At 60.8% G+C, this 13,481-nt stretch carries 10 protein-coding genes and 5 tRNA genes; 3 read left to right on the forward strand and 12 right to left on the reverse strand.

The window, feature by feature from the left end:
• Positions 1-55: 55 nt before the first annotated feature.
• Positions 56-928 (reverse strand): DNA/RNA non-specific endonuclease, encoded by an 873-nt coding sequence (locus tag KUV41_RS03330; protein ID WP_315899942.1) that lies wholly within the window; start codon positions 926-928, stop codon positions 56-58.
• Positions 929-997: 69 nt separating this feature from the next.
• Positions 998-1,273, reverse strand: a complete 276-nt coding sequence (locus KUV41_RS03335) for an Lrp/AsnC family transcriptional regulator (RefSeq protein ID WP_206941383.1) — start codon at positions 1,271-1,273, stop codon at positions 998-1,000.
• 315 nt (positions 1,274-1,588) lie between these two features.
• On the opposite strand from KUV41_RS03335, the gene KUV41_RS03340 reads away from it, so the two are divergent.
• Positions 1,589-1,903 carry a high-potential iron-sulfur protein gene (locus KUV41_RS03340; RefSeq protein WP_206941385.1) on the forward strand — a complete coding sequence of 105 codons (315 nt, stop codon included), beginning with the start codon at positions 1,589-1,591 and terminating at the stop codon, positions 1,901-1,903.
• Between the two features lie 120 nt (positions 1,904-2,023).
• Here the strand turns inward: KUV41_RS03340 and KUV41_RS03345 are convergent, their stop codons facing one another.
• From KUV41_RS03345 to KUV41_RS03390, 10 genes are all read right to left on the reverse strand, one after another.
• Positions 2,024-3,589, reverse strand: a complete 1,566-nt coding sequence (locus tag KUV41_RS03345) for a SpoVR family protein (RefSeq protein ID WP_222484211.1) — start codon at positions 3,587-3,589, stop codon at positions 2,024-2,026.
• A gap of 181 nt (positions 3,590-3,770) precedes the next feature.
• A complete protein-coding gene (locus KUV41_RS03350; protein WP_222484213.1) occupies positions 3,771-5,069 on the reverse strand; it encodes a YeaH/YhbH family protein in 1,299 nt (432 codons plus the stop codon).
• A 63-nt stretch (positions 5,070-5,132) separates the two neighbouring features.
• Positions 5,133-7,055, reverse strand: a complete 1,923-nt coding sequence (locus tag KUV41_RS03355; RefSeq protein ID WP_206941388.1) for a PrkA family serine protein kinase — start codon at positions 7,053-7,055, stop codon at positions 5,133-5,135.
• A gap of 412 nt (positions 7,056-7,467) precedes the next feature.
• A complete protein-coding gene (locus KUV41_RS03360) occupies positions 7,468-9,480 on the reverse strand; it encodes an NADPH-dependent 2,4-dienoyl-CoA reductase (protein ID WP_222484215.1) in 2,013 nt (670 codons plus the stop codon).
• A 322-nt stretch (positions 9,481-9,802) separates the two neighbouring features.
• Positions 9,803-9,879: transfer RNA gene (locus KUV41_RS03365), tRNA-Asp, on the reverse strand.
• Between the two features lie 3 nt (positions 9,880-9,882).
• Positions 9,883-9,959: transfer RNA gene (locus KUV41_RS03370), tRNA-Val, on the reverse strand.
• Positions 9,960-10,023: 64 nt separating this feature from the next.
• Positions 10,024-10,100, reverse strand: a tRNA-Asp gene (locus tag KUV41_RS03375).
• A 28-nt stretch (positions 10,101-10,128) separates the two neighbouring features.
• Positions 10,129-10,205 (reverse strand) — tRNA-Asp (locus KUV41_RS03380).
• A gap of 40 nt (positions 10,206-10,245) precedes the next feature.
• Positions 10,246-10,321: transfer RNA gene (locus tag KUV41_RS03385), tRNA-Val, on the reverse strand.
• Between the two features lie 217 nt (positions 10,322-10,538).
• Complete coding sequence (locus tag KUV41_RS03390; protein WP_222484217.1) at positions 10,539-11,249, reverse strand: alpha/beta family hydrolase; 711 nt, start codon at positions 11,247-11,249, stop codon at positions 10,539-10,541.
• 165 nt (positions 11,250-11,414) lie between these two features.
• Here KUV41_RS03390 and ccoN point away from each other — a divergent pair, with 165 nt between their 5' ends.
• Together ccoN and ccoO are read left to right on the forward strand one after the other, a co-directional pair.
• Complete coding sequence (ccoN, locus tag KUV41_RS03395) at positions 11,415-12,839, forward strand: cytochrome-c oxidase, cbb3-type subunit I (RefSeq protein ID WP_206941391.1); 1,425 nt, start codon at positions 11,415-11,417, stop codon at positions 12,837-12,839.
• A 23-nt stretch (positions 12,840-12,862) separates the two neighbouring features.
• Positions 12,863-13,480 carry a cytochrome-c oxidase, cbb3-type subunit II gene (ccoO, locus tag KUV41_RS03400; protein WP_206941392.1) on the forward strand — a complete coding sequence of 206 codons (618 nt, stop codon included), beginning with the start codon at positions 12,863-12,865 and terminating at the stop codon, positions 13,478-13,480.
• Position 13,481 lies beyond the last annotated feature (1 nt).

Consider the following 13,481-nt stretch of genomic DNA (forward strand, 5'->3'; position numbering starts at 1 on the left):
TGCCGTTCCAGCATCCAGCGTGTTAGCACCCGGTCTTTAGTCCCTAGCCCGTCGCTCAATCGAAACGCGACGGCAACTCAGCCACCTGAGACAGCGCCCAGTCGCCCACCCCCGCACGAGCCTCCCAGGCCGCCTCTTCCTGCGGGCCCAGCCGCGGAAAGAAATTCAGGCCCGTGATCGCTTCCACCTCGTCGATGCTGACAAGATAGCGAGACAGCGATTCATCTCCACGCACGTTCTGGGGCATCACAAAAGCGACTGCCAGAGGAGTCTCTCCGGGCACCACCACCACCTTGTAGAAGCCGATTGGCACCTCCACAAAGCTGACGCGATCCAGCAGTCGATCCAGGGAGAGATCGCTGACTCTGGTTTCTGCATAGACAGGCCCGGTGATGACCTGCAGGCGACCGAAGCGCGGCAGAAAATGGTCCATCACGACTTCTTCCAGGCGCTGCCATAGCTGACGGTTGAGGGCAGGCTTCTGCGGCATCATGTTGCTCATCAGGAAGCTGTCATGCTGAGCCTGCTCCCCCCAGACCTTGGCCATGGCATAGTTGGGAGCCAGGTGCCCACGGTCATATCCACTGCCAGCGTAGCTGGTCGTGCTGACGGGCCACAGCGTTCGCCAATCCTGTTTGAAGCCGGGGCGAGGCCCCACCCGGTGATCCGCCGACTGCCGCAGTTCATAGCTCGCCCACAGCGCACCAACGCGCAGATCAGACCATCCCAGCAGGTACCCTTCATTACGCAGCACACGGGTGAACGCCAGCGTGGACGGTTCCGCCCACTCGGTCACCCCCATCCAGCTCATGCGGTCGCGATAGCCCTGCTCGGTGGAGTACCACAGGACAACCCCCAGCACGGCGATGGCCAGCGAGGCCAGGAAATGCCGCGGCCGAGGTATCAGACGATCAAGCGAGAGATCCACACACTTCCTTGTTGGCAATGGTCAGGACGAACAATGGTCAGGACGAACAATGATCAGCAGGGCCTGCCCTTACCAACCCAGCGAAAACATGGTTTCCAGATCGTGGCGCGAGTGCACCTGAAGCGCATTGAGCGTTTCCGTGTCGGCAATGCCTTCTACTGCATTCAGGCGTCCAGTGACCAGCTCCGCCAGACTCTCGAAATCCCGTGTACGGGCAATGGCCACCAGATCATAGCGACCGCAGGTCGAATAGACCTCGCTGATCCCTTCCACCTCGGCCAGACGCTCGGCCACCGCCTTGACCTGCCCTTTCTCGGCATTGATCAGAATCACAGCATTCTGCATGATCACGCTCCTTTCCCATCGCTCCACGCCAACGACTCAGGACGCGGATGTTAAACATGGTGGTTTGGCAACGCAGTATATCAGCGCCTCCTCACCACCTGCACCGCCGACTGCGCGGACCGCTTTTTTCGCGGCGGATTGCCGCACTCACAACGAGACGATTCGCCAAGGCTCAACGGCTTAGCTAATCTTGCAAGGCAGCGCCATCAAGAGCGCAGGAGCAGGCTGCCAAGGCATCCTGACTCACCAAGACCGGCCCATCGCGGGCCTGACCATGACCGTATGACGCTCATCTTCCGACAATGAGGAGTCCCCATGACCAAGCACAGCCGTCGTGCCTTCCTGCGCACCAGTCTGCTGGGCATCGCCGCTCTGCCGCTGGGTGCTGGTGTCCTGTCTCGCACTGCGCTGGCGCAGAGCCTGCCTCGCCTGAGTACCGACAATGCCCAGGCCAAGGCTCTGGGATACGTCGAAAAGGCCAGTGATGCCAGCGGCAATGCCGCCTACGAAGACGGAGAGCTCTGCTCGAACTGCATGTTCTTCAATGCCGAAACCGAGGGCTGCCAGCTATTCCCGCAGAATAGCGTCGCCCCAGGCGGATGGTGCCAATCCTGGACGGCCAAGCCATAAGGCTGCGTGCCGAGGTCCGGTACTAAGCAAGAAGAAAGAAGGCAGGAGGAAAGCAGGCAAGAAAACACGCCGCCGCAAAGCATCACTTTGCGGCGGCGTGTCGGTTATCTGCTGTCGGCGTCAGGCGGATTCTTCGCTGTCCGGCAGCGGCCACTGGTAACGTCGCACCACTTCATCACCATCGAAGGACTCCAGCTTGACCGGAAAGCCCCATAGCTGGTGAAGGTGTCGGATCACAGGGTAGACGCTACGCGCCAACGGACGCCGCTGATCCTGCACGTGCCTGAGTGTCAGCGAACGATCTCCTCGAATATCGGCCTCGAACACCTGAATATTCGGCTCCCTGAGCGACAGGGCGTACTGCGCGGACAGCGCCTCACGGACCCGCCGGTAGCCCCGCTCGTCATGAATCGCTGCCACCTCGAGCATGTCCTCCTGATCATCATCGACCACCTGGAACAGCTTGAGCTGACGAATCACCTTGGGTGATAGAAACTGCTGAATGAAGGACTCGTCCTTGAAGTTGCGCATGGCGAAATTCAGCGTTTCGCGCCAGTCGCTTCCCGCAATGTCCGGAAACCACTCCCGGTCCTCGTCATCCGGAGACTCGCAGAGGCGCTTGAGGTCGGTGAAGATGGCGAAGCCCAGCGCATAGGGGTTGATCCCGTTGTAGTAAGGGCTGTCAAAGGCGGGCTGACTGACGACGGCGGTATGGGACTGCAGAAACTCCAGAATCAGGCCTTCGTCCACGGCCCCTTCATCGAACAGCCGATTCATCAGCGTGTAGTGCCAAAACGTCGCCCACCCTTCATTCATGACCTGGGTCTGCCGCTGAGGATAGAAGTACTGGGCTAGCTTACGCACGATTCGCACGACCTCCCGCTGCCAGGGCGCCAGCAAGGGTGCATTCTTCTCGATGAAGTACAGCAGATTTTCCTGTGGCTCGGGGGGATAACGCCCGCCGCCGTGCAGCCCCAGCGGGTCATCGTCGGAAGACACAGGCGGCACCTCGATGCCGGCGTCACCCATGGGGATTGTCCGCCACAGGGTATTGACCTGAGCCTGGAGATAGTCTTCACGCTCTTTCTGCCGACGAGCCTCCTCTTCCGGCGATACCGGAGACGGCCGCTTGTAGCGATCCACCCCATAGTTCTGCAGCGCGTGACAGGCGTCGAGCAACTGCTCGACGGCCTGCACACCGTGACGCTCCTCGCACTGACTGATGTACTTGCGGGCAAACACCAGGTAGTCGACGATCGAAGAGGCATCGGTCCAGGTCCGAAACAGATAATTGCCCTTGAAGAAGGAATTATGGCCGTAGCAGGCATGCGCCATGACCAGTACCTGCATCATCAGGGTGTTCTCTTCCATCAGATAGGCGATGCAGGGGTCGGAGTTGATCACCAGCTCATAGGCCAGCCCCATCTGTCCACGACGATAGGCCTGCTCGACGGCCAGGAACTGCTTGCCGAACGACCAGTGATGGTAGCCCACAGGCATGCCCACGCTGGCGTAGGCGTCCATCATCTGCTCCGTGGTGATGATCTCGATCTGATTGGGGTAGGTGTCCAGTCGATACTCGTCCGCAAGCCGAGCGATCTCGGCCTCGAACTCGGTCAGGTCTTCGAAGCTCCAGTCCGAGCCGGTCGCAATGGGCTTGGCGTGACGTTTGGTCAAGGCGGTCATGGCAATTCCTCTTCGTCCAAGGCGCTGCTCGTCCAACATGCTTCGCTTGCAAGGGAGTCCGCTTGCAAGACACGGCTGTGGCTAGGGGCTTACCTGGCGAGGTGCTTCAACACACGGCACGCCCTTCACCGTGCTCCCCTTTGCCAGCCCCGCTGCCGCCGTAGGGCAGACCTGCGCCTGCCTACCCCCTTGCCGTACTGTCCGCACGGCGCTTGAACAAGGCCCGGAACACCGGATAGATGTCCCCGGGTTCAACAATCTGACGCATGGCAAAGCGGTCGGGATAGGCGGCCTCGACCCGCTCGTATTCTTCCCATAGTGCCTGGTGAGCGTGAGGCGTGATTTCCACATAGGTGAAGTACTGCAGGCGCCCCATCAGCGATTTGGTCAGCAGTTCCCGACAGTTGACCGAGTCATCGTCCCAGTTATCGCCATCCGATGCCTGGGCCACGTACAGGTTCCACTGGCCGGGGGGATAGCGCTTGTCGATGATCTCGTCGACCAGAGTGAGCGCACTGGAAACGATGGTGCCGCCCGTCTCCCGTGAGTAGAAGAATTCCTCCTCATCGACTTCCTTGGCGGCAGTGTGGTGACGCACAAAGACCAGCTCGACCCGCTCGTAGCTGCGCTCGAGAAACAGGTAGAGCAACAGGAAAAAGCGCTTGGCGATATCCTTGTGGGCCTGGGTCATCGAGCCCGATACATCCATGACGCAGAACATCACGGCCTTGCTGGACGGCTGAGGCTGGTTGATCAGATGGTTGTAGCGAAGATCATAGGTATCGATGAAGGGAACCGCCTCCAGACGCCTCTCTAGGCGTTCGATCTCGGCCTTCAACTCCTGGATGCGAGCGGGATTCTTGAGCACGGGATCCTTGCGCTCCTCGACTTCCAGCGCTTCCTGAGCTTCCCGCAGCGCGCGACGAATCGGTGCACGCATGGCAATTCGACGGGCCTGAGCTTCTCGCATCGAACGCACAATGTTGATCCGAGCCGGCACGCCATCTCTCGAGACCCCGGCGCGCACGGGGCGCACTTCTTCCACATCCACCAGCGGCTTGCGCTCCAGATGGGGCAACTCGAGGCCATCGAAGACAAACTCGAGGAACTCCTCCCGGGTCAGGGTGAAGGCGAACTCATCCATGCCCTCCCCCTGATTGGAGGCGCCACCCTCTCCACTGCCATCGCCACCACCACCCCCGCCGTCTGGGCGACGCAGGCGATCACCTTCCTGAAACTCGCGATTACCGGGTGCGACAATCGAACGTCGCCCACCGCTGCCGTGCTGGAACACTGGCTCGGAGATATCGCGACTGGGGATGGAAACCTTTTCGCCTCGCTCCATATCGGTGATGGAGCGACGGTTGACGGCCTCCTCGACGGAGCGCTTGATATGGGTGCGATAGCGGTCAAGAAAGCGCTGGCGATTGACCGCGCTCTTGTTCTTGGCGTTCGCTCGTCGATCGATGAAGTAGGTCATGGGACCTCCTGGGCGCAGTCGACAAGGGTGTCCGGCGCCGGGCCTGGCCCGGCGCCTTCACGGCTACTGCGACTTGCGCACTCTCAGGTACCACTCCGACAGCAGGCGCACCTGCTTCTCGGTGTAGCCTCGATCCTTCATCCGTGCCACGAAATCCTCGTGCTTCTTGATATCCGCAGAGGACGCCTTGGCATTGAAGGAAATGACGGGCAGCAACTCCTCGGTGTTGGCGAACATCTTGTGCTCGATGACACCACGCAGCTTCTCGTAGGACTGCCACCCCGGGTTCATGCCGTTGTTCTGGGCACGCGCCCGCAGCACGAAGTTGACCACCTCGTGACGGAAGTCCTTGGGATTGGAGATGCCTGCCGGCTTCTCGATCTTTTCCAGCTCATCGTTAAGCGACTGGCGGTCGAACAGCTCGCCGGTCTCGGGATCCCTGTACTCCTGGTCCTGAATCCAGAAATCCGCATAAGTGACATAGCGATCAAAGATGTTCTGACCGTACTCGGAGTAGGACTCCAGGTAGGCGGTCTGAATTTCCTTGCCAATGAAGTCCACATAGCGTGGCGCCAGGTACTCCTTGATATAGCGCAGGTAGCGCTCGAAGGTCTCCTTGGGCAGCTGCTCCTGCTCAAGGCGCTGCTCGAGCACGTACAACAGGTGCACCGGGTTGGCCGCCACCTCGTGATTGTCGAAGTTGAAGACCTTGGACAGGATCTTGAAGGCAAAGCGCGTGGACAGACCATCCATGCCTTCATCGACGCCGGCGCTGTCGCGATATTCCTGAATCGACTTGGCCTTGGGATCGGTGTCCTTGAGATTTTCACCGTCATAGACCCGCATCTTCGAGTAGACGCTGGAGTTTTCCGGCTCCTTGAGACGCGACAGCACCGAGAATTGGGCGAGCATGCGCAAGGTATCCGGTGCACAGGGCGCCTCATTGAGCGACGAATGCTCCAGCAGCTTCTTGTAGATGTTGATTTCCTCGGACACCCGCAGGCAATAGGGCACCTTGACGATATAGACGCGGTCGAGGAACGCCTCATTGTTGCGGTTGTTGCGGAACGCCTGCCACTCACTCTCGTTGGAGTGCGCCAGCACGATGCCATCGAAGGGAATCGCGCCCATGCCCTCGGTGGGGTTGTAGTTCCCTTCCTGGGTCGCCGTCAGCAGGGGGTGCAGCACCTTGATGGGCGCCTTGAACATCTCGACGAATTCCATCAAGCCCTGATTGGCCCGGCACAATCCTCCGGAAAAGCTGTAGGCGTCAGGATCGTCCTGGGAATACATCTCCAGCTGGCGGATATCGACCTTGCCCACCAGGGACGAGATATCCTGGTTGTTCTCGTCACCCGGCTCGGTCTTGGCGATGGCGATCTGGTTGAGGCGCGAGGGGTACAGCCTGACCACCCGGAACTGCGAGATATCACCGCCGGACTCCTTCAGCCGCTTGGCGGCCCAGGGCGACATCACGCTGCGCAGGTAGCGAGCGGGGATACCATACTCTTTCTCGAGCAGCTCTCCGTCTTCCTCGGGCGAGAACAGCCCGAGCGGAGACTCGTGCACCGGCGACCCCTTGATGGCGTAGAACGGCACACGCTCCATCAGCAGCTTGAGGCGCTCGGCCAGGGATGACTTGCCGCCCCCCACGGGGCCAAGCAGGTAGAGAATCTGCTTTTTCTCCTCCAGCCCTTGGGCGGCGTGACGGAAGTAGGCCACGATCTGCTCGATGGCCTCCTCCATGCCGTGAAACTCACTGAACGCCGGATACCGACGTATCACCTTGTTGGAGAAGATTCGCGCCAGTCTCGGGTCCTTGGCGGTGTCAATCACCTCAGGCTCACCGATGGCCTCCAGCATTCTCTCAGCCGCACTGGCGTAGGCGGAAGGGTCTTGACGGCAGAGTTCCAGATATTCCTGCAGGGACATTTCTTCCTGCTGGACGCGAGCGAAGCGGTTCTGCACGTGGTCGAAGATGCTCATCGATGCCTCCTGTGATGCCCGGGACTCGCTCTTGGCTCTCAGGCCTTTCCCGTCAGCCAGCGCCAGTCACGAGTGGGTACTCTCAGCGTAGAACAGCATTAGCCAAAAACGATGTGCAGGTCTTCAACGCTGAGCGTCCTTACCTATAAGAACTCTTGCCAGCAGAAGCGTTTCGTTGTCCAGACGAAATTCGGCGTAAGAGGGACCATGAACATGATAAGCGAGGTATTCACTAGCCGTGAAAGCGACGCCCGCCGCTTGATCACGGGGCTCGTCACTGTCTACCGCGCCATCTTGCCGCAGCCACCAAAATTGCACACAACGGCACACTTCTTAAGTAATTTTCATCACGCTTGCCTGGGGCGCGAGCCAGATCCTGATGGGCTGGCCCGACGCCACCAGAATGACGGCTCTAGAAGGACGCCGCCAACCTGACCCCCTGGTCAATGGCACGCTTGGCGTCGAGTTCGGCCGCCTCATCGGCACCGCCGATGATGGAGACAGCGACACCCGCCGCCTCGAGGGGCGCCACGAGTTCGCGCACCGATTCTTGACCGGCACACACCACGACCGTATCCACCTCCAACACACGCGGCTCGCCCTCAACGCTTAGGTGCAGCCCTTGATCATCGATATGCCGATACTCGCAGCCAGCCATTGCGGTCACACCTCGATGACGAAGGGATGCCCGGTGCACCCAACCTGAGGTGGTGCCCAAACCCTTGCCCGGCTTGGACGTCTTGCGCTGGAGCAAGTAGACCTGTCGTGGCGACTGTGGCCGGCGGGCCGGCTTCAGCCCCCCAGGCGTGCTGACGTCAAGATCCACCCCCCACTCGTCGCACCAATCCTGCAACGGGTCATCACCGGGCGGCGTATGGGTCAGCAACTCCGCCACATCGAAACCGATACCGCCAGCGCCGATGATGGCCACCCGGCGCCCGACACGCTGAGGAGCATCGATGGCCTCGGCGTAACTCATCACACTGGGGTGATCGCTACCGGGCAACGCCAACGGTCTGGGTCTGACGCCGCTGGCCAGTACCACACGATCGAAGGCCAGGAGATCGTTGACGCCCGCCTCGCAGGACAGTCTGACGTCGACCTCCAGCTTGTCCAGCATCACCTGGAAGTAACGCAGCGTTTCGTCAAACTCTTCCTTGCCGGGAATGCGGCGCGCAAAATTGAACTGCCCACCCAGGATCGGCTGACGTTCGAACAGGGTAACCCTGTGCCCACGCTGCGCGGCACTGACTGCCGTGGCGAGCCCTGCAGGACCACCACCCACCACCGCCACGGACACTGGCTGGTCAGCGGGCTCAAGCGTCAGCTCCGTTTCATGACAGGCGCGGGGATTGACCAGACAGGACGTCAGCTTGCCCTGGAACGTATGGTCGAGACAGGCCTGGTTACAGGCGATACAGGTATTGATCTCGGCAGCACGCCCTTCCCTCGCCTTGCTCACCCATGCCGAATCCGCCAGCAGCGGACGCGCCATGGACACCATGTCAGCATGTCCGTCGCGCAGCACCCGCTCGGCCACATCCGGCATGTTGATGCGATTGGTGGTGATCAACGGGATCGAGACGGCGTCTTTCATGCGTCGCGACACCTCGGTGAAAGCGGCTCGCGGGACGCTGGTCACGATGGTCGGGACTCGCGCTTCATGCCAACCGATGCCGGTGTTGATCACGTTGGCACCGGCCGCCTCAACCGCCTGGCCCAGCGCAATGACCTCGTCGTAGGTACTTCCGTCCTCCACAAGATCGATCATCGACAGCCGGTAGATCAACAGGAAACGCTCTCCCACCGCCGCACGGACGCGGCGCAGAATCTCCAGCGGGAAGCGACAGCGATTGTCGAAGCTGCCCCCCCAGCGATCCTCGCGCACATTGGTTCGGCGGCAAATGAACTGATTGATCAGGTAGCCCTCGGAGCCCATGATCTCGACGCCGTCATAGCCCGCCTGCTGCGCCAGACGCGCGCAGCGCACGTAGTCCTCGATCTGCTGCTCGACCTCATCGTCACTGAGCGCTCGCGGCTGGAAGGGGTTGATGGGGGCCTGCAGCGCTGAAGGGGCTACCAACTCCGGTGAATACGCGTAGCGCCCCGCATGCAGAATCTGCATGCAGATGCGGCCCCCCTGTGCATGTACCGCCTCGACAACACCGCGGTGATCATCGAGCTGCTCAGCCGAGGTCAACTGCGACGCCCCCTGAAAAACGGCGCCCTCCGCATTCGGTGCAATGCCACCGGTCACGATCAGCGCCACGCCTTCGCGAGCACGTTCGGCGTAAAAGGCGGCCAGACGGGAAAACCCCTGCGGCGCCTCTTCCAGATTGGTATGCATGGAGCCCATCAACACGCGATTGGGCAATTCCAGGTGCCCCAGTCTCAGTGGGGCCAACAGGTGGGGATAGGCGGTCACGGCGCGGTCCTTGGCAGCCTTGGCTGCAATCTTGTTGTCGTGAGGTCCGGAGCTGGCACTGCATCAGGGCAGCCAGTCTACGGCTATTTTCAAACAACTGTATGATAGCGAGTCAATCCTCGCCACCCCAGAAAGGCAAAAAGCAGCGACACGATGCGAACCCCGCCAGCGCCATGGGCTAGCCCATAGCGTCAGTGTGGTGTAAACGCCTTGAGGGGACCCAAAACGAGAAAAGCCCCGCTGCAGAAGCAGCGGGGCTTTTCGGAATAACTGCCGGCAACGTGACCGGACTTTTTTCCAGCGTGTGCTGGGTCGAGCGAAATGGCGGACCGGACGGGACTCGAACCCGCGACCTCCGGCGTGACAGGCCGGCATTCTAACCAACTGAACTACCGGTCCGCGTGGTGGGTGATACCGGATTCGAACCAGTGACCCCCAGCATGTGAGGCTGGTGCTCTAACCAACTGAGCTAATCACCCACATCATTTCACACGGTGCGATGCCTCAAGTTTCCTGGAGCTCATCGACTTTGGCGTGTCATCGTGGCGGACCGGACGGGACTCGAACCCGCGACCTCCGGCGTGACAGGCCGGCATTCTAACCAACTGAACTACCGGTCCACATTGATGACGATTCGAGAAGTGACGTTGGCGGACCGGACGGGACTCGAACCCGCGACCTCCGGCGTGACAGGCCGGCATTCTAACCAACTGAACTACCGGTCCAACGTCTACAACTCTACGTGTCCAGCCATCACCAAGGTGATGGTGGGTGGTACAGGGTTCGAACCTGTGACCCCCAGCTTGTAAGGCTGGTGCTCTCCCAACTGAGCTAACCACCCCTGGTCACGTGGCGCTGCATTCTACAGAACATCGGGGGGATGTCAACGCGGCCAAACCATCTTTCTCGTTTTTTTTGTCGCCTATTTTGCCCGTGCATTCATCGACTTGGGCGGAAACGCAGGCGGCACAAGGGCTCACGAGATTCAGCGGCCCTCCGCAACGAGCCAAAACAGCCGTAAAAAAATGGCGAGACCCATCCCCCTGACCGTAGCGGCATCAATTCACCTGCATCAACGTTGCTGCGCATTTTGCCGCGCGCTGCATCAGTTCGTCTCGCGTCACGCCGCTGGCACGCCGGGTCAGCCAGTCGTGATCACCGTCCTCCAGCCACTCGACGGTGGCCACCTCGGGCAAATCATAGCCTTGCACTTGCTCGAGGGTGCCAAACGGATCTCGGGTGCCCTGCAGCACCAGCGTTGGACACTTGAGGCGAGGCCAGTGCGCCAGGCGAAGTCGTTCGGGCTTGCCCTGGGGGTGAAAGGGATAACCCGCTACCACCACTCCAGGTGCCGTCTCCTCGGCCGCCAGCAGGGTCGCCACACGCCCACCCATGGACTTGCCCCCCAGCCATACGCGGCCAGGCACGCTATGCGACAAAACGTCACGCCAGGTGCGCAGCTCATCGACCAGAACATCGACCTTGGGCGGCGGACGCCGGCGCCCAAGCGCCTTCATCTGGCGCATGTAGGCGAATTCCACTGACAAGGTGGCCACACCGGCGTCGGCCAGCGCCTTGCGCCAGGCGACCAGAAAGGGTGAATCGTGCCCAGCGCCTGCGCCATGCGTCAAAAGAAGTAGGTCGTCACTGGCAGGGCCCGCCAGGATGCAGGGTCCAATGCCCTCCCATTGCCCGTGCTGTTCTCCGTGAAACGGGCTTTGCCGGCGCAATTCCTGACCAAAAATGTCGGATAAAAGATTTTCAGACATGGACAAATTTCCAAAGTTCACTGCCACCAGTGGCTAAGTGCCAGCCCTAGCCGTGCTGGTCTAGAATTCTGAATGGTTGTTGATCTGCATCATTCTGAGACTGCCGCTGGGTAGGCACTATGGCCGGGGGATCGTCCCCTTTACGCGATCGATGGGAACCTGATCATGAGCACAGCATTTGAACATCCGACCTACAACTACAAGGTGGTCCGGCAGTTCTCGATCATGACGGTGGTATGGGGCATCGTGGGCATGGCCCTCGGTGTCATACTTGCTGCCCAACTGGTCTGGCCGGAACTCAACCTTGGCTTGCCCTGGACAAGCTTTGGTCGGCTTCGCCCCCTGCACACCAACGCAGTCATCTTTGCCTTCGGCGGATCCGCGCTGTTCGCGACCTCCTATTATGTGGTCCAACGCACGTGTCAGGTAAGGCTGATCAGCGACAAGCTGGCTGCCTTTACGTTCTGGGGCTACCAGGCCGTCATCCTCTGCGCCGTCGCCACCCTGCCCCTGGGCCTCACCGAGGTCAAGGAATACGCCGAGCTGGAATGGCCCATCGACATTCTGCTCGCCGTCGTCTGGGTATCCTATGCCATCGTGTTCCTCGGCACGGTCAAGATTCGCAAGACCTCGCACATCTACGTGGCCAACTGGTTCTTCGCCGCCTTCATCCTGACGGTGGCGGTGCTGCACATCGTCAACAGCGCGGCCATTCCCGTCACCGCCACCTACTCCATCTCCCTCTACTCCGGGGCCATCGATGCCATGGTGCAGTGGTGGTATGGACACAACGCGGTGGGCTTCTTCCTGACCGCCGGCTTCCTGGGAATGATGTATTACTTCGTGCCCAAGCAAGCCGAGCGCCCGGTCTATTCCTACCGCCTGTCCATCGTCCATTTCTGGGCATTGATCATGGTGTACATGTGGGCCGGCCCGCACCACCTGCACTACACCGCGCTGCCTAACTGGGCCCAATCCCTGGGCATGGTCATGTCCATCATCCTGCTGGCCCCCTCCTGGGGCGGCATGATCAACGGCATGATGACCCTGTCGGGCGCCTGGCATAAGTTGCGTACCGATCCGACGCTGCGCTTTCTGGTGGTCGCCCTGTCCTTCTACGGCATGTCGACCTTCGAAGGGCCGATGATGGCGGTGAAGACCGTCAATGCCCTGTCTCACTACACCGACTGGACCATTGGCCACGTCCACGCGGGAGCGCTGGGCTGGGTGGCAATGATCACCATCGGCTCGATGTATCACCTGATCCCCCGCCTGTTTGGTCAGAGCGAGATGTACTCGGTCAAGCTGGTGGCAGTGCACTTCTGGCTGGCCACCATCGGCACCGTGCTGTACATCGCCGCCATGTGGGTCAACGGCATCCTGCAGGGCCTGATGTGGCGCGCCATCAATGCCGACGGCACGCTGATGTACACCTTCGTCGAGACCGTGGAGGCCAGCGGCCCCGGCTACATCGTGCGCCTGATCGGCGGTCTGTTCTGGGTGACCGGCATGCTGATCATGGCCGTCAATGTCGCGATGACCGTCAAGGGTTCCGCCAAGAGCGGTGCTCCCCTGCCACAGACCGCCTGAGTCAATGAAGGACCGAGACTGACATGAGACACGAGATCATAGAAAAGAACGTCGGCCTGATGGCGGTGCTGGTGCTGGTGGTGATCAGCTTTGGCGGCCTGGCCGAGATCGTGCCGCTGTTCTTCCAGAAGCAGACGACCGAGCCGGTGGATGGCCTCAAGCCACTGACCGCGCTGCAACTCGAGGGCCGTGACATCTATCGCCGGGAAGGCTGCGTCGGCTGCCACTCGCAGATGATTCGTCCCTTCCGGGCGGAAACCGAACGCTACGGCCACTACAGCGTGGCAGGCGAATCCGTCTACGAGCACAACTTCATGTGGGGCTCCAAGCGAACCGGTCCGGACCTTGCCCGCGTCGGCGGTCGCTACAGCGACGACTGGCACCGCGCGCACCTGTACAACCCGCGTGACGTGGTGCCTGAGTCGATCATGCCGGCGTATCCCTGGCTGTTCGAGAACACTCTGGACGGTGAGGACACCCCAGCCAAGATGCGCACCCTCCAGACCCTGGGCGTGCCCTATACCGACGAACAGATCGCCAGCGCGACCAGCGATGTTCGCGGCGAACGGGAGATCACCGCGCTGGTGGCCTACCTGCAGCAGCTTGGCACCGTACTGCCCAACTCGGCAAAGAGCCCGTAAC

Source organism: Halomonas sp. DP8Y7-1 (assembly GCF_019801685.1).
GTDB classification, from domain to species: domain Bacteria; phylum Pseudomonadota; class Gammaproteobacteria; order Pseudomonadales; family Halomonadaceae; genus Halomonas; species Halomonas litopenaei_A.